Origin of the sequence: Micromonospora gifhornensis, assembly GCF_016863515.1 — a bacterium.
Classification (GTDB): Bacteria; Actinomycetota; Actinomycetes; order Mycobacteriales; family Micromonosporaceae; genus Micromonospora; species Micromonospora gifhornensis.
Genome location: NZ_BOPA01000018.1, coordinates 197,763 through 212,761 on the forward strand (window position 1 = coordinate 197,763; position 14,999 = coordinate 212,761).

Here is a 14,999-nt window from a genome sequence, read left to right on the forward strand (position 1 = left end):
AACCATGTTCCGCACGACCCGGATCACCGGTCACCTCAGCCTTCCCACCACGTTGCGCCGTGGCGCCGCCGGGCTGCTCGCCGCCGCGCTGCTCGGCGCCGCCGTGACCGGCTGCGGTTCGGACGACGACGCCGACGCCGCCGGTACGGACGACGGCCTGACCACCATCACCCTGGCCTCGTCGCCGTTGGGTCACCTCGCCCCGATCTACCTCGCCGAGGACAAGGGCATCTTCGCCAGACACGGCCTGAAGGTCGAGGTGGACACCGAGACCTCCGACCTGACCTCCGTACCGTCGGTGCTCGCCGGCAAGGTCGACTTCGCCACCGGCGACCTCACCACCCTCATCGTGGCCCGCACCCAGGGCCTGGACGTCAAGGCCGTGGTGCCGGCGTCCGCCTCGACCGGCAAAGCCGGCGCCGACTACGGCGCGCTGGTGGTGGCCGCCGACTCCGGCATCACCAGCCCGAGACAGCTCGAAGGCAAAACCGTCGCGGTCAACATCCTGACCAACATCGCCGCAGCCGCCGCCCGGGAGGCGGTACGGGCCGACGGCGGCGACTCGGAATCCCTGAAGCTCGTCGAGATCCCCTTCCCGCAGGTGCCCGCCGCCATCAGCGAGGGCCGGGTGGCCGGCGCCTGGGTGGTCGAGCCGTTCCTGTCCGCAGCCAGGGCGCAGGGCGCGGTGCCGATCGGCTGGGGCTTCACCGACCTGGCCGAAGACCTCACCGTCTCCGCCTGGTACACCTCCGGCGCCCTGGTCACGCGCAAGCCCGAGGTGGTCACCGCGTTCCGCACCGCGATCCGGGAGGCGTACGCCTACGCCCGCGAGCACGAGGACGAGGTCCGCGCGAAGATCCCCACCTTCACCCAGATCACCCCGGAGGTGGCTGCCAGGATCACCATCACCGGCTGGCGGGACGAGGTGAGCCGACAGGCCGCCGAGAAACTGGCCGGGTACGCCCGACGTGACGGCCTGATCAACACCACACCCGACCTCGACGAGCTGATCCTGCCGTGACCACCGGCAGTCGTACGTCCGCCCACACCCGGCGGCCGGCCGGCCCCACCGTCCGCCGGGTGCTCGGCATCCTCGGGCTGCTGCTCGCCGCGATCGGCTACGAGGCGGTGACCCGGGCGGTCTTCTCACCGCTGCACGTGCCACCGCTGACGGCCATCGCCCCACGCGCCGCCGAACTGCTCACCGAGGCGCGGTTCTGGACCGCGACCGGCCGCACCCTGCTGGTCGCGGCTGTCGGCCTGCTGATCGCGCTGGTGGCCGGAATCGTGGTCGGCTTCGCCGTCGGCTCGGTGCCGTGGCTGCTGCGCGCCGCTTCGTCCACCCTGGACTTCCTGCGCCCGGTCCCGTCGATCGTGCTGATCCCGGTGCTGGTGCTGGTGCTCGACGTCGCGCAGATCACCGTCCTGCTGGTCGCCGTCTCCTGCTTCTGGATCGTGCTGTTCCAGGTGCTCTACGGTCTGCGCGACGTCGACCAGGTGGCCGTGGACACCGCCCGCACCATCCGGCTCGGCCGGCTGGGCCGCATCGTCCACGTCACCTGGCCGAGCGTGCTGCCGTACCTCGGCACGGCGTTGCGGCTGATCGTCTCGGTGGCCCTCGCACTGGCCATCACCGGCGGGCTGGTGATGGGCGCCGCCGGCCTCGGCGAGCTGATCTGGTCCAGCCAGGAGTCCGGCGAGTTCACCGGCATGTACGCGCTGGTGCTGCTGACCGGCGGGGTGGGCATCGCCCTCGACATGGCCGCCCGGCTGGCCGAGCGACGACTGCTGCACTGGCACGTGGCGACCCGGCGTGAGGTGGCGGCCCGATGAAGGCAACCGTCGTCGCCGGCCTGAACCGGGGAGCTCGCGGTGTCGGCCTCGCCCTGGGCCTGCCGGTGCTGCTGTTCACCGCCTGGTGGGTGTTCAGCGCGGACAGCACCAGCATCTTCCTGCCGCCGCTGAGCCGCATCGTCGAGGCGTTCGGTCAGGTGTGGTTCTCCGAGGTGTTCGTCCGTGACGTGCTGCCCAGCCTGCGGCGGCTCGCCGCGGGATACGCCGCGGCGCTGCTGGTCGGCGTCGGCGTCGGCTACCTGGTCGGCCGTTGGTCGGTGGTACGCGACCTGACCAGCCCGATCCTCGCCTACTTCCGGGTGCTGCCCGCCCCGGTGCTGATCCCGGTGCTGCTCGTCGCCGTCGGCATCGGCGACGCCACCAAGCTGATCGTCATCGCGGTGGGTGCGGTCTGGCCCATCCTGCTCAACACCGCCGACGGGGTACGCGCCGTCGACGAGGTCCAACTCGACACCGCCGCCGCCTACCGGCTGCGGGCCTGGACCCGGCACGGGCTGATCCTGCGCGCCGCCACCCCGCAGGTCTTCGCCGGGGCGCGGCAGGCCCTCGGCATCTCGCTCATCGTGATGGTGGTCAGCGAGATGCTGATGAGCACCGACGGGCTGGGCTTCACGGTGATCCGCTTCCAGCGCACCTTCGCCATCCCCGAGATGTGGAGCGGCGTGCTCCTGCTCGGCCTGCTCGGCTTCGGCCTGGCAAAAGTCTTCGAAACCATCGAGCGGCGCGCCCTGCGGTGGCATCGCGGCGCCACCGGACGAGAGGAGTCGTGGTGAGCACCGACGACGCACTGCTGCGCATCGTCGACCTGGGCAAGTCCTACCGGGCGCGGGAGCGCACGGTGGATGCCCTGGCCCAGGTCGACCTGACCGTCGACGACGGCGAATTCGTCGCCGTGGTCGGCCCCTCCGGCTGCGGCAAGACCACCCTGTTGAAGATCATCGCCGGGTTGCTGCCCGCCACCACCGGGGACGTCTACCTGGCCGGGCGACGGGTCACCGAACCCCCCGCCGACCTGGGCGTGGTCTTCCAGGAGTACGGGCGCAGCCTGTTCGCCTGGAAGACCGTCCGACAAAACGTCGAGTTGCCGCTGCGCAGCCAGGGCGTCGGTCGTGCCGAACGCCGCGAACTCGTCGCCGAGGCGCTCGACGCCGTCGGCCTGGGCCAGGCCGCCGACGCGTACCCGTGGCAGCTCTCCGGTGGCATGCAACAGCGGGTCGCCATCTCCCGGGCCATCGCGTACCGGCCCCGGCTGTTGTTGATGGACGAGCCGTTCTCCGCCGTCGACGCCCAGACCCGCGGCGACCTGGAGGATCTGCTGGCCCGCCTCTGGCACCGGTACGCGATGACAGTCCTGTTCGTCACCCACGACATCGACGAGGCGGTCTACCTGGGCCAACGCGTGGTCGTCCTCGGCGCCTCACCGGCCGGGGTCATCGCCGAGTTCCCGATCGACCTGCCGGCCGAGCGCGACCAGCTCGGCACCCGCTCATCGGCCCGTTTCGGCGAGCTGCGCGCCCAGGTCTACGCGCAGGTACGCCGCACACCGCACCTGGAAGAGGTGGCCCCATGACCAGCCCACAACCCGACACCGCGCCCCGCTGGCAGGACACCGGCGGCGGCGACGGCCCGCTCTGGTCGTTCGGCGTCGGCGACGTCGAGGTGTTCCCGATCCGCGAGGTCGACTACTTCCCCCTCCCAACCGACTTCTTCCCCCAGTTGGCGACCGAGTCCTGGACCGACGGCGCGTTCTACACGACCGAGCCGTGGACCCGCGACGGCCGGATCGTGCTCAACCAGGAGGCCCACCTGCTGAAGACCCGCGACCGGCTGATCCTGGTCGATGCCGGTGGCGGCAACGGCAAACCCCGCAACGGCGGCGTGTTCGACCGCGCCGACCGGCCCTTCCTGGAACAGTTCGCGCGGGCCGGTGTCAGCGTCGACGACATCGACACGGTGGTCTTCACCCACCTGCACGTCGACCACGTCGGCTTCGCCACCAGCTCCGACGGCGCCGGCGGCTGGGTGCCGACCTTCCCCAACGCCCGCTATCTGGTCGTCCGCGAGGAGTACGACTGGTGGACCGGCCCCGAGGGCGCGGCGGCCATGACGCGCACGGGTGACTACCTCGCCGACAGCATCCTGCCGCTGCGCGACGCCGGGGTGCTCGACCTGATCCCTGCCGACCACGTGATCAGCCCGGAGATCCACCTGGTGCCCGCGTTCGGGCACACCCCCGGCAACGTCTACCTGGTGGTCGAGTCGGCCGGTCGACGGGCGTTGTTCGCCGGCGACATGCTGCACCACGGGGTGCAACTGGAACGCCCGGAGTGGAGCATCCGGTACTGCGTCGTGCCGGGCGACTCGGCCGACCAGCGGCGTCGGCTGCTGGAGCGGGTCGCCGATTCCGGCGACCTGCTGGTGCCGACGCACTTCCCGTTCCCGGCCGCCGGGTACGTGCACCGGGCCGAGCGCGGCTTCACGTACACCTTCATCGACCTGTGATGCCGTCGATGTTCGTCGCCGACTTCCACACCCACTACGCCTGCCCGGCCTACTCGGCGCTGCCTCCGCACCAGGCCGCGCCCGAACTGGCCCGGCGCTGGGGCGTACTGGCCCGCCGCATCGCCGACCTGGACGGCCTGCTCGCCGAGGCCGGCCGGCGCGGGGTCGACCTGCGGGTGCTCAGCGCACCACCGGCCCTTCTCACCCCGCACGGCGAACGCACCCACCCGGACGACATGCGTCGGCTCAACGACCACCTCGCCGAGGCGGTGGCGACCGCGCCGCAGCGGCTGCGGGGCCTGGCCACCATCGACGCCTTCGCCGGTGACCGCGCCGCCGAGGAGGCCGTCCGCGCCATCCGCGAGCTGGGGTTGTCCGGGCTGGTGGTCGACTGCGCCACGGACGGGCAGCTGCTCGGTGCGGCCCAGGCCCGGCCCACCCTCACCGTCGCGGCGGAACTGGGTGTGCCGGTCTTCGCCCACCCGATCAGCCCGGCGGCGATGACCCTCGCCTTCGCCGGCCTCGGCCGGTTCGGCACCTCACTGGCCCGCGGCACCATGAACGCCGCCGCGCTGCTGTCGCTGCTGGCCGACGGGGTGCTGGCCGAGCTGCCCGGGCTGCACGTGGTGTTCCCGATGCTCGGGGTGGCCGGGCTGTCCCTGGCCGCCGCGACGGACGAGGGGCAGCGCATCACGGCGGCGGCCCCTGCGTCGCAGCGTGCCCACGTCTACCTGGACACGATGGGTTTCGTCCCGGCCGCGATCCGGTTCGCCACCGACCTGCTCGGCGCCGACCACGTGCTCGTCGGCGGGGACTGGCCGATCGGTGCGCGCGAGACCAGCCGCGAGCGGGTCGAGACGGCCCTGACTCAGGCCGGGCTCGACGAAGCGGAGCGCCGTCTGGTCGCCGGCGCCAACGCGCTGCGGCTGGTGGACGCCCGGTGCGTCCCGGCGCGCAACTCCTCGTCGGTCATCACCAGGTAGACCAGCGGGCAGTCCTGCGGCCCGGTCACGTCCAGCTGACACAGCGTGCACGGCTGCCCGGGGCGGAGCGGACACCTGGCATCCGGTCTACGGGCCGTCATGTCCCCATGATGTCCGCCCCGAACCCCCGGCGACCAGGCCATTCGGCCCAATCTTCCAGGGCTGGATGACGACGCGGGCCCCGGCGAGAGCGCCGGGGCCCGCAGCACGCTCAGCTCACGGTCGCGCGGCCCACAGCAGGGCCCGGCCCAGCTGCGGGTGCAGCCCCTTCGGGTGCAGCCGGAACGTCGGGTTGGTGCCGAAGAGCACCACCCCGTTGCCGCCGGCACTCACCGTGCGCACGATGCTTGCCTGGTTCGCGGCAGCGGTCTGCCCGTTCGCCCCGGTCCTCGCCCACCAGCCGGCCAGCAGCGGGTCCGCCGCGTACGACTGCTCCACACTCACCCCGGCGCCGAGGTTGGTGAACCAGACCGGCTGACTGATGAAGCTGTACGCGCTGGCGTCGGCGGTGACCGGACCACCCCGGTTCACCACGTTCGCCACCCCGCTGGCCAGCGACGGCCCGGCGGTGGCGGTGACACTCAACAGCGACGTCGCGTTGCCGAAGCTCGCCCCGGCGGTGCCGAGGCCGACCACGCCGCCACCACGCGCCAGGAAGGCGTCCAACGCGGCCCGGTTGGTCGCGGTCAGGTTCGCCACGTTGAGGCTGCTCGCCACAAGCAGCACGTCGACGTCGTCGGTAAGCGTGTCGGCAAGCGTCGCGGCGGTGACCGCCCGGGTCGCGAAGCCGAGGGCGGCCAGGGTGTCCCGTGCCTCGACACCGCCCAGGTAACCGACGACGATCTCGCCCAGCGGGGTACCCGTCCAACGCGCCGGAGCCCGCTCGAAGGTGACGCCGTGCGTCTTGACCGCATCCTGGAGCAGCTTGCGGCTGCCCGGGGTGGTCTGCACCACCACCGACCCGTCGGCGAGCCGGTGCACCCGCAGGCCCTTGCGGATAAGCGAGTTGACCACCAGCAGGTCGGCGGCGTCCTGGATGTTCAGCCGTACGTCGGCGCTGGCGGGCGGCAGGGTGCCGGTGGCCACCCCGTCGTACACCTGCTTCAGCTGCACCTTCGGCAGCTTGGCGTCCCACAGCGTGTCGACGGTGGCGCCCCAGGTCAGGCCCTGGCTCCAGGCCGCCGGACCGGCGTAGAGGTCGTCCACCCGGTCGGTCAGGTCGATGCCCGGCTCCAGCAGCGAGTTGACCAGGCCCCGCTTGGGCTGGTGCAGGTCGATGACGTAGGAGCCGGCCGGGTAGCTGGTGCCGTTGGCCCGGAAGGCGTGCTTGGCCCGCCACACCCGGCCACCGCTGCCGATGAGCAGGTCGACCAGGCGCGCGGCGGCCGGCTCGGACCGCTGCCCGGCACCGGTCGGGATCACGTACGCCCGGGGGAAGACCGTCTGGTAGTTGTCCTCCGGGCCCCAGCCCGGCACGTAGCCGTCGGGGATGTCCCGCAGCGGCTCACCGGCCCAGCCGCGCCGGTAGACCTCCGCCTGGTCGAAGATCAGCTGGTTCCGGTGGTCCTGGATGTAGCGCAGCGAGGACTTGATCGCCACCTCGTGCACGTCGGTGTTGATGCCCGAGCGCCGTACCCGCTCCTGCGGGGTCAGGTTGGTCCCGCGCGGGTTGAGCGGCGCCTCGATGGTGTACGGGATGCTGCTCTGCAACAACGCGAACGACGGCACGTAGATCGGCGGGAAGTCGTCCCACACCCCCGGCGCGTCGTCGCGGAACGGGATGCGGGCCCGCTGCGTCTCGGCGTAGCCCAGCGCCCGCAGGCCCTCCTCGATGCCGAGGGCGTTCGGCAGGGCGTGCTTGATGAACAGGTCGTACTCGTTGTTGACGTTGTGCGGCGGAGTGCTCGGGTGCAGCAGCGTCGGGTTGACGTAGCCGTGCAGGTCGAGCGTGATGATCGGCTTGGTGTCGATGATCAGCTCGCGGATCAGGTTCGTCTCCGGCTGCGAGACGATGGTCAGATCCCGGTTGAGGTCGTAGCCGTTGCCGTTGGCCCGGGTGCCGGCGATCCGGCCGTCCGGGTTGGCCGTCACGTTGAAGATCAGCCGGTTGCGTTCCAGCAGCCGGGTCACCTCGGGATCACGGCTGGTGGCGAACTCCTCGATGACCCGCAGCGCCGCGTCGGTGCCCTCCCACTCGTTGCCGTGGATGTTGGCGTTGACGAACAACGGCGTCTTGTACCCGGCCAGCAGCTTGCGGTCGGTGCGGGCCCGGACCGGGTCCTCCTCGATGAGGCGCTTCCACTCCTCCTGCTGGCGGGCCTGCTGCCGCGACTCCGGGGCGGTGACGACGACCGCGTACAGGTCGTAGCCGCCGCTGGAGGTGCCGGCCACCCGGGCGGAGACCCGGTTGCTGGCGGCCTGCAACGCGTTCAGCTTCGGCGCGATCTCGTGGTAGGGGATGACGCCGATCGGGATGGAGGCGTCGGCGGGGTTGGCCGGCCAGACCGGAAGCACGTTCTGCCGGGGGTAACCGGTGATCTGGTGGATGCCGGGCGACGACGGGGGTACCGCCGGCAACGCCGAGGCGTTTGCCGGCGCGACCCAGGCCGCCGTACCCAGCAGGGCGAGGGTGAGCCCGGCGGTGGCCAGGCGTACGGACATGGTGTGCACGATGGACAGCTCTCCTGTCGGATGAAGCGAATGCCGTATACGGGCGTGCCGGTAGGGCCGGAGACCTACGGCAGGGGATCGCCCGTGCGGGCAGGAAGGGGGATGACCCGGCGTCAGCGGCAGGGTCGACAGGCAGCGCTGGCGACGCGCAGGAGGTCGATGTGACCTCGCTTCGTCAGAAAGGCGCTTCGCATGACATTGATCTTCGTGCAGACACATCGGAGTGTCAAGGGTCATGAGCTGGCGGTTACCGCGGGGTCGATCGCTCCAGAGTGGACTTCAGTGCGGCGAGCTTGTCCACCGCCGCGCTGGCGTACGCGCCGATCCACCGGTCGTGGATGCGTTTGATCGGCAGCGGGTCGAGGTGGTTCCACCGCTCGCGCCCCTTGCGGTGGGCGATGACCAGCCCGGCGGCCTCCAGCACCCGCAGGTGTTGCAGCACCGTGGTCCGGTCCAGGGGCGCCAGCCGTTCGCACAGGTCGCCGGTGGTGCGGGCCTGGTCCTTGAGCAGGTCCAGGAGGCGCCGACGGGTCGGTGAGGCGAGCGCCTTGAACACCTCGTCCAGATCCTGGTCCGGGTTGTCGGGCTCGGCGCGACCGTCTGACATGTTATAAAAATACAACATGTCAGCGTGAGGAGATCAGCATGGACCTGCGGTTCAAGATCGCCGGCCGGATCAGCCGTCCGGTGCATGAGGTGTTCGAGGCCGTCGTCGACCCGGAGCAGCTCTCCCGCTACTTCACCACCGGGGGAGCCAAGGGACGCCTGGCCGCCGGCGCCACCGTCAGCTGGGACTTCGCCGACTTCCCCGGAGCCTTCCCGGTCGAGGTCGTCGAGGTGCAGCAGGACCGACGGATCGTGCTGCGCTGGGCGGCCGACGACGGTGAGGAATCGACCGGGGCCTACCAGACGACCGTCACCATGGAGTTCGAGCCGCTGGGGGAGGACCGCACCCTGGTCACCATCGCCGAGGAGGGGTGGCGCCCCACCCCGCAGGGGCAGCGGGCGTCGTACGGCAACTGCGAGGGGTGGACGAACATGCTCTGCTGCCTCAAGGCGTGGCTGGAGCACGGCATCGAGCTGCGGACCGGCTTCTACGCCTGACCGATGCCGACCGGGGAGCGTTCCGTGGCTCGGAACGCTCCCCGGCTCTCGGTCAGGGGTTACCCGACGAACTTGAAGTAGGTGCGGTACTGGAACCCGTTGTCGAGGGTCAGCACGAACTCTCGGCAGGTGCCGGCCCAGGCGGGGTCGGTCTTCCAGACGTAGTTGTACCGACCGTTCGCGTTGGCGGACATCTGGGAGTTGCCCGGGTTGACCGCCTTGACCGGGGTCGGTCGGGGCGTGACGGGCCCGTCCGGGTTGACGGTCTGCAGGGTGTCGCAGTCCACCAGCCGCGAGTACGGGGAGTTGCTGGCCAGGATGTCCAGGCCCCGGTTGCTGGCGAGCTGGAACTGCATCGGCGCAGCCGATCCGGCGGTGACGGTGTTCATCGCCGTACGACCGATGAAGTCACCCCGGCAGGACGGGTGGGTGTCGAACGCCTCGCTGTTGTCGTCGCGGTTCGTGGTGCCCTGCACCGCGCTGTAGCCCAGCCCCCGGCGGGCGAAGGACGCCCACAGGGTGCAGGAGTTCTCGCCACCGGTGAGGGCGGCGTCCGCGGCGATGATGGCGTTGCGGCCGGTGACGAAGCCGGGGCCGCAGCCCTGCATCTTCAACCCGTCCATCACCAGTTGCAGAGCGAGGTTGTTACCGCCGGTGTTCCACGGGTCGTAGACGTTCGGGTTGAACCCGTGCCGGTCGATCAGGTCCCAGGTCATGTCCCACAGCACGGCGGCCCAGCCGTGACCGATGCCGTGCGGCGCGGCCAGGGAGGTGCCGTCCAGCCAGCCACCGGTCTTGATGCTGTCGTAGGTGAACGGCTGGATGTCCATGTTCCGCGAGTACGGACGCGGCCGGAAACCGTCACCGGTGCGGCTGTCCTGGAACAGCGCGTACTGGCCGTAGCCACGCGGGCCCTCGGGGTTGTCGAGGGAGGGGTTGATCAGCGAGACGATCGCGAGGAAGTCGCTCCAGCCCTCGCCCATCTGCTCGTTACCGGTCAGGCAGTTGACCGTCGGGCCACCGGTGAGCCGCAGCGAGACCCCGTGACCGTACTCATGGAAGATCGTCTCCGCGCGGAACGAGGCGTCCCGCATGGCCGGGCGGTCCAGGTTGCGGTGCACCTTCGCGGCGGACGGCAGGGCGGCCTTGATGGCGTTGCCGTCGGCCTGGCTCACCATCACCGCGGGAATGGTGACCGCCGGGTTCATCGACCCGTTCATCACCACCGGGGCGCCAGCCACGTTGTTGACCACCACCACGGCGGTCGCGCCGGCCTGCTCGGCGTTGCTGACCTGGGTGTGGTAGTTGCAGCTGCTGCTGCGGTCGAGCACGGCGATCGCGCCGGCCGGCAGGCTGTACGCGGTGCAGCCGTCGCCGGTGTTGCCGACCCCGTCGTCGACGAGCGCCAGGGCACCGGCGAAGCCGTCCCGAGTGGGGGCGGGGGTGAACCGGGCGTACTCCGCCTGGTAGGTCGCCGCGCCGGCACCCGAACCGACAGTCACCGCGTTGGGCAGGCCGAACTGGTTGCCCGGCCAGAGGAACATCTGCATCCGGGGCCGGCCGCCGTCCATGGCCGGGGTAGAGAAGTTGGCGTTGTTCTGGCCGGAGCCGTCGTGCGCCTCGCACATCACGTCGTCGCCGCCGACGCCGCCACGACCGTAGTTGTTGACCTGGAAGTTGCCGGACGGCTCGTCGAAGCCGTAGCCGTAGGTGAGGTCGTGCACGACGTTGCACCAGTAGAACTGGTTGACCACCGCAGCGTCACGGTAGGTCTGCGGGTGCTCGTCGAGGTCGGCGGGGAAGTCGAAGGTCAGGCCGGGTCCGCCGTCGGGGGAGCTGCCCGGGTCGACCTGGTTGTTGGCGTCCCGGTCGGTGTAGGCGTGGGCGTTGTTGCCCCGCGTGATGGTGTATTCGGGACCCGGGACCCCGTCGGTGTCGTGCCAGCCGTACGGCGAGGCGGTGCCCTCGGCCGGGTTGGTCACCAGGTTGCGCGGTCCCTCGTTGGCGTCGTTCTTCGGGAACTCGAAGACCCGGTAGCTGGACCCGTCGACGACCTGGTTACGGGGCAGGACGGTCGGGATCTCGATGTCTGCGGCGGTGATGGCCGCGGCCGTCCGCTGCTCCGGTCGGCCCAGGGTGGCGGCCAGGTCCTTGGGGTGGTCGTGGGTGGTCCAGTCGTCGCTGTCGAGCAGGTCGCCGGTTTCGGCGTCGACCGTGACGTTCCACAGGTGCGGGTCCGACGAGTCGTCGATGACCAGTTGCCAGGCCAGCCGCAGCCCGTCCTCGGTCGGCTGCCAACCCAGCTTCGCCGGGATCGGCTGGTCGGAGATGCCGCTACCGGAGATCATGGTGCGCTGGGCGGCGCCACCGGCTCGGCTCATCACCCGTGGGCTCTTCGGTTCGGCCAGGTCAAGGGCGTCGGCGGCCGCCTCCACCGCCTCGAGGGCGTCCAGCGACGCAACGCCTGCGGCGTTCTCCCGCAGGTCGGCCACCAGGCTGTCACCGACGAAGACGACGCTGCCGTCCCTGGCGAGGTTGACGGTGGCGGTGGCTCCGAACACCTCCAGGTTCTGGTACCGCTGGGCGAGGTTCACGTGCGTGACGCCGTTGTGCCGGCTGGTGTACTTCGACGCGACCGCGAGGTCGCTGAGATCGGCCGCGCCGACACCGTGCTGGGCCGGGTTCGCCCGCAGGTAGTTGACGGCGACGGTCTCCGGGGCGCCCTCGTTCGGGCCGGTGAGGAAGATCGGGTTCGAGGTACCCGCGTCCTCCTCGGGCGCCGCCGAGGCGGGCGCGGACACCGATGTCAGGGACACGACGAGGGTGGTGGACAACACCAAAGCGGCGTTGCGTCGACCACGAGATCTCCGGGGGGATGAGGACACCAAAGGCTCCTTCGCTGTACGGGATACGACGGCTTGTCGCCGCGATCCACCGCGGCCGTGGTCAGCCACGGTGTCAGGGGCTGTACGCACCGGAGGGAGCGTTCCGTCGTGCGGGACGCTCCCTCCGGCTCTACCTCCGATCAGCTGTCAGAGATCAGCCGATGAACTTGAAGTAGGTGCGGTACTGGAATCCGTTGTCGAGGGTGAGTACGAACTCTCGGCAGGTGCCGGCCCAGGCGGGGTCGGTCTTCCAGACGTAGTTGTACCGACCCTTGGCGTTGACGGACATCTTCGAGTTGCCGGGGTTGACCGCCTTGACGGGGGTCGGTCGCGGCGTGATCGGCCCGTCGGGGTTGACGGTCTGGAGGGTGTCGCAGTCCACCAGACGCGAGTACGGGGAGTTGCTGGCCAGGATGTCCAGGCCCCGGTTGCTGGCGAGCTGGAACTGCATCGGCGCAGCGTCGCCGGCGTCCAGGGTGTTCATCCCCGTACGGTTGAGGAAGTCACCGCGGCAGGACGGGTGGGTGTCGAACGCCTCGGTGTTGTCGTCGCGGTTGGTGGTGCCCTGCACGGCGCTGTAGCCGAGGCCCCGGCGGGCGAAGGACGCCCACAGGGTGCAGGAGTTCTCGCCACCGGTCAGGGCGGCGTCCGCGGCGATGATGCCGTTGCGGCCGGCGACCAGGCCGGGGCCGCAACCCTGCATCTTGAGTCCGTCCATGACCAGCTGCAGCGACAGGTTGTTACCGCCGGTGTTCCACGCGTCGTAGACGTTCGGGTTGAACCCGTGCCGGTCGATCAGGTCCCAGGTCATGTCCCACAGCACCGAGGCCCAGCCGTGACCGATGCCGTGCGGCGCGGCCAGCGAAGCACCGTTGAGCCAGCCACCGGTCTTGATGCTGTCGTAGGTGAACGGCTGGATGTCCATGTTCCGCGAGTACGGACGCGGCCGGATGCCGGCACCGCTGCGGTCCTCCTGGAAGAGGGCGTACGGACCCATGCCACGCACCCCGTCGGCGGTGTCGAGCGCCGGGTCGAGCAGCATGGTGACCGCGAAGTAGTCGCTCCAGCCCTCACCCATCTGCTCGTTGCCGCTGAGGCAGTTGACGCCCGGGCCACCGGTCAGGCGGTTGGAGATGCCGTGACCGTACTCGTGGATGATGATGCCGGCGTCGAAGTCACCGTCGCGGATGCCCGGGTGGCTGGGGTGCTTGCGGACCGAGCCGGTGACGTCACCGGCGGCGATGGCGGCCTTGATGGCGTTGCCGTCGGCCTGGCTCACGGCGACCGCCGGGATGGCGACCGGCGCGGTGGTCATGGCACCGGTCAGCACCGGCGCGGCGCTGGTGGCGTTGTGCGCCACCACCACGGCCTTGGCGCCGAGCGACTGGGCCACCTGGGTACGCAGCAGGTACGTGCAGGCCGCGGTGCCGCCGTCGACGACCGCGATCCAGTTGCCGCCCGGCAGCGTCGCCGGGTAGGCCGCCGTGTTGCAGCCGGTACCGGCGTAGACGAAGCGGTGCCCCGGCAGCCCGGCGACCGAGGGCGCCGGGCTGAACCGCGACCAGGTCGCGTCGAAGGAGCCCACGCCGTCCACGACGACCTGGTTCTGGGCACCGAACTGGTTGCCCGGCCACAGGAACATCTGCATGCGCGGCGCGCCACCGTCGGCGGCCGGGGTGGAGAAGTTGGCGTTGTTCGTGCCGTTACCGTCAGCGGCCTCGGCCCGGACGTAGTCGCCGCCCACGCCGCCACGGCCGTAGTTGTTCATCTGGAAGTTGCCCGACGCCTCGTCGAACCCGTAACGGTAGGTGACGTCGTGGATGATGTTGTTCCAGTAGAACAGGTTCGCCGTCGCCGCGTCCCGGTAGCTCTGCGCGTGCTCGTTCAGGTCGACCGGGTTGTCGAAGGTCAGGCTCGGCCCGCCGTCCGGGCTGCTGCCGAAGTCGGGGGCGTTGTTGCTGTCGGTGTCCTGGTACGCGTGGACGTTGTTGCCCTGGGTGGTGGTGAACTCCGCGCCCGGCGCCCCGTTGGTGTCGTGCCAGCCGTACGGCGAGGCGACCCGGTCGGCCGGGTTGGTCACCACGGTGCGGGGGCCGTCGTTCGGGCTCTCGGCCGGTCCGGCGTACACGTTGTAGCTGGAACCGTCCTGCACCGGCTCGTGGGTGTGGAAGCCCGCGGTGTTCAGGGTCGTGGCCCGCCCGGGCGCCAGGGCGTCCAGGTTGTTGGCGACCTCGTGGGCCTCGTGCTGGGTCGTCCAGTCGTCGACGTCGAGCAGCTCACCGGTCTCCGCGTCGATGGTGGCGTTCCACAGGTGGGAGTCCGAGGAGTCGTCGATGACCAGCTGCCAGGCCAGGCGCAGCCCGTCCTCGGTCGGCTGCCAACCCAGCTTCGCCGGGATCGGCTCGTCGGAGATGCCGCTCTCCGACACCACGGTCTTCTGCGCCGCGCCACCGGCCCGGCTGAGGACCTTGGGGCTCTTCGGCGCGGCCAGGTCCAGAGCGTCGGCGGCGGCCTCGACCGCGTCGACGGCGTTGAGGTCCGCCGTGCCGGAGGTGCCCTTGGCCAGGTCCGTGACCAGGGTTTCGCCGACCAGGATGACGCTGCCGTCCTTGGCGATGTTCACCGTGGCGACCGCGCCGAACACCTCCAGGTTCTGGTGGCGCTGAGCCAGGTTGACGTGGGTGACGCCGTTGTGCCGGCTGGTGTAGCTGGACAGGATGCTCAGGTCGCTGAGATCCGCGGCGTTCACCCCGTGCGCGGCGGCATTGCCGCGCAGGTAGCGAATGGCGATGTCCTCGGCGGCACCGGCGTTCGGGCCGGTCAGGAAGAGCGGGTTCGACCGGGCCGGGGCCTCCTCGGGCGCGGCCGAGGCGGGGTTGGCGGCGAGTGTGGTCAGTGACGCGACGAGGGTGGTGGTGAGGACCACCCCTGCGGCGCGTCTGCCACGAGATCGTCGGGGCTGTAGGGGCACCTTTGCTCCTTTTGGGGGTTGAAAGGACGG

13 protein-coding genes are annotated in these 14,999 nt (G+C 70.7%); 7 read left to right on the forward strand and 6 right to left on the reverse strand.

What is annotated here, in order from left to right; genetic code table 11:
- Window positions 1-4 precede the first annotated feature (4 nt).
- The 6 genes from Vgi01_RS13335 to Vgi01_RS13360 are packed head-to-tail and all read left to right on the forward strand — an operon-like array spanning window position 5 to window position 5,339.
- Window positions 5-1,021: an ABC transporter substrate-binding protein gene (locus Vgi01_RS13335; RefSeq protein WP_204291207.1), complete on the forward strand. Its 1,017-nt coding sequence runs from the start codon at window positions 5-7 to the stop codon at window positions 1,019-1,021.
- Complete coding sequence (locus Vgi01_RS13340) at window positions 1,018-1,833, forward strand: ABC transporter permease (RefSeq protein WP_204291208.1); 816 nt, start codon at window positions 1,018-1,020, stop codon at window positions 1,831-1,833. Before Vgi01_RS13335 ends, Vgi01_RS13340 begins: the two co-directional genes overlap by 4 nt.
- Entirely contained in the window at window positions 1,830-2,627 is a 798-nt protein-coding gene (locus tag Vgi01_RS13345; protein ID WP_204291209.1) for an ABC transporter permease, read from the forward strand. Before Vgi01_RS13340 ends, Vgi01_RS13345 begins: the two co-directional genes overlap by 4 nt.
- Window positions 2,624-3,424, forward strand: coding sequence for an ABC transporter ATP-binding protein (locus Vgi01_RS13350; protein WP_308441778.1), 801 nt, complete (start codon window positions 2,624-2,626; stop codon window positions 3,422-3,424). The genes Vgi01_RS13345 and Vgi01_RS13350 overlap by 4 nt, the downstream gene beginning before the upstream one ends.
- On the forward strand, window positions 3,421-4,356 hold the full coding sequence (locus tag Vgi01_RS13355; protein ID WP_204291211.1) for an MBL fold metallo-hydrolase: 936 nt from the start codon (window positions 3,421-3,423) through the stop codon (window positions 4,354-4,356). The genes Vgi01_RS13350 and Vgi01_RS13355 overlap by 4 nt, the downstream gene beginning before the upstream one ends.
- A complete protein-coding gene (locus Vgi01_RS13360; protein ID WP_204291212.1) occupies window positions 4,356-5,339 on the forward strand; it encodes an amidohydrolase family protein in 984 nt (327 codons plus the stop codon). Before Vgi01_RS13355 ends, Vgi01_RS13360 begins: the two co-directional genes overlap by 1 nt.
- On the opposite strand, the gene Vgi01_RS31410 is transcribed toward Vgi01_RS13360, so the two are convergent.
- From Vgi01_RS31410 to Vgi01_RS13370, 4 genes are all read right to left on the reverse strand, one after another.
- Window positions 5,225-5,482 (reverse strand): DUF6767 domain-containing protein, encoded by a 258-nt coding sequence (locus Vgi01_RS31410; RefSeq protein ID WP_373306947.1) that lies wholly within the window; start codon window positions 5,480-5,482, stop codon window positions 5,225-5,227. The genes Vgi01_RS13360 and Vgi01_RS31410 overlap by 115 nt on opposite strands.
- Window positions 5,483-5,555: 73 nt before the next feature.
- Window positions 5,556-8,000: a M14 family zinc carboxypeptidase gene (locus Vgi01_RS13365; RefSeq protein WP_239088935.1), complete on the reverse strand. Its 2,445-nt coding sequence runs from the start codon at window positions 7,998-8,000 to the stop codon at window positions 5,556-5,558.
- A 122-nt stretch (window positions 8,001-8,122) separates the two neighbouring features.
- Complete coding sequence (locus tag Vgi01_RS31415) at window positions 8,123-8,203, reverse strand: putative leader peptide (protein ID WP_353505506.1); 81 nt, start codon at window positions 8,201-8,203, stop codon at window positions 8,123-8,125.
- Between the two features lie 53 nt (window positions 8,204-8,256).
- Complete coding sequence (locus tag Vgi01_RS13370) at window positions 8,257-8,616, reverse strand: ArsR/SmtB family transcription factor (RefSeq protein WP_204291214.1); 360 nt, start codon at window positions 8,614-8,616, stop codon at window positions 8,257-8,259.
- Between the two features lie 38 nt (window positions 8,617-8,654).
- Here Vgi01_RS13370 and Vgi01_RS13375 point away from each other — a divergent pair, with 38 nt between their 5' ends.
- Entirely contained in the window at window positions 8,655-9,113 is a 459-nt protein-coding gene (locus Vgi01_RS13375) for an SRPBCC family protein (RefSeq protein ID WP_204291215.1), read from the forward strand.
- A gap of 59 nt (window positions 9,114-9,172) precedes the next feature.
- Here Vgi01_RS13375 and Vgi01_RS13380 read toward each other — a convergent pair whose 3' ends face one another.
- Complete coding sequence (locus Vgi01_RS13380) at window positions 9,173-11,929, reverse strand: M36 family metallopeptidase (protein WP_239088936.1); 2,757 nt, start codon at window positions 11,927-11,929, stop codon at window positions 9,173-9,175.
- A gap of 223 nt (window positions 11,930-12,152) precedes the next feature.
- Window positions 12,153-14,969, reverse strand: a complete 2,817-nt coding sequence (locus Vgi01_RS13385; protein WP_239088937.1) for a M36 family metallopeptidase — start codon at window positions 14,967-14,969, stop codon at window positions 12,153-12,155.
- Window positions 14,970-14,999: the final 30 nt, after the last annotated feature.

Bases quoted from the DNA above. Each gene is read 5' to 3' on its own strand.
- Vgi01_RS13335 (WP_204291207.1), top strand. From the start codon at position 5: ATGTTCCGCACGACCCGGATCACCGGTCACCTCAGCCTTCCCACCACG.
- Vgi01_RS13345 (WP_204291209.1), top strand. From the start codon at position 1,830: ATGAAGGCAACCGTCGTCGCCGGCCTGAACCGGGGAGCTCGCGGTGTC.
- Vgi01_RS13355 (WP_204291211.1), top strand. From the start codon at position 3,421: ATGACCAGCCCACAACCCGACACCGCGCCCCGCTGGCAGGACACCGGC.
- Vgi01_RS13360 (WP_204291212.1), top strand. From the start codon at position 4,356: ATGCCGTCGATGTTCGTCGCCGACTTCCACACCCACTACGCCTGCCCG.
- Vgi01_RS31410 (WP_373306947.1), bottom strand. From the start codon at position 5,482: ATGGCCTGGTCGCCGGGGGTTCGGGGCGGACATCATGGGGACATGACG.
- Vgi01_RS13365 (WP_239088935.1), bottom strand. From the start codon at position 8,000: ATGTCCGTACGCCTGGCCACCGCCGGGCTCACCCTCGCCCTGCTGGGT.
- Vgi01_RS31415 (WP_353505506.1), bottom strand. From the start codon at position 8,203: ATGCGAAGCGCCTTTCTGACGAAGCGAGGTCACATCGACCTCCTGCGC.
- Vgi01_RS13370 (WP_204291214.1), bottom strand. From the start codon at position 8,616: ATGTCAGACGGTCGCGCCGAGCCCGACAACCCGGACCAGGATCTGGAC.
- Vgi01_RS13375 (WP_204291215.1), top strand. From the start codon at position 8,655: ATGGACCTGCGGTTCAAGATCGCCGGCCGGATCAGCCGTCCGGTGCAT.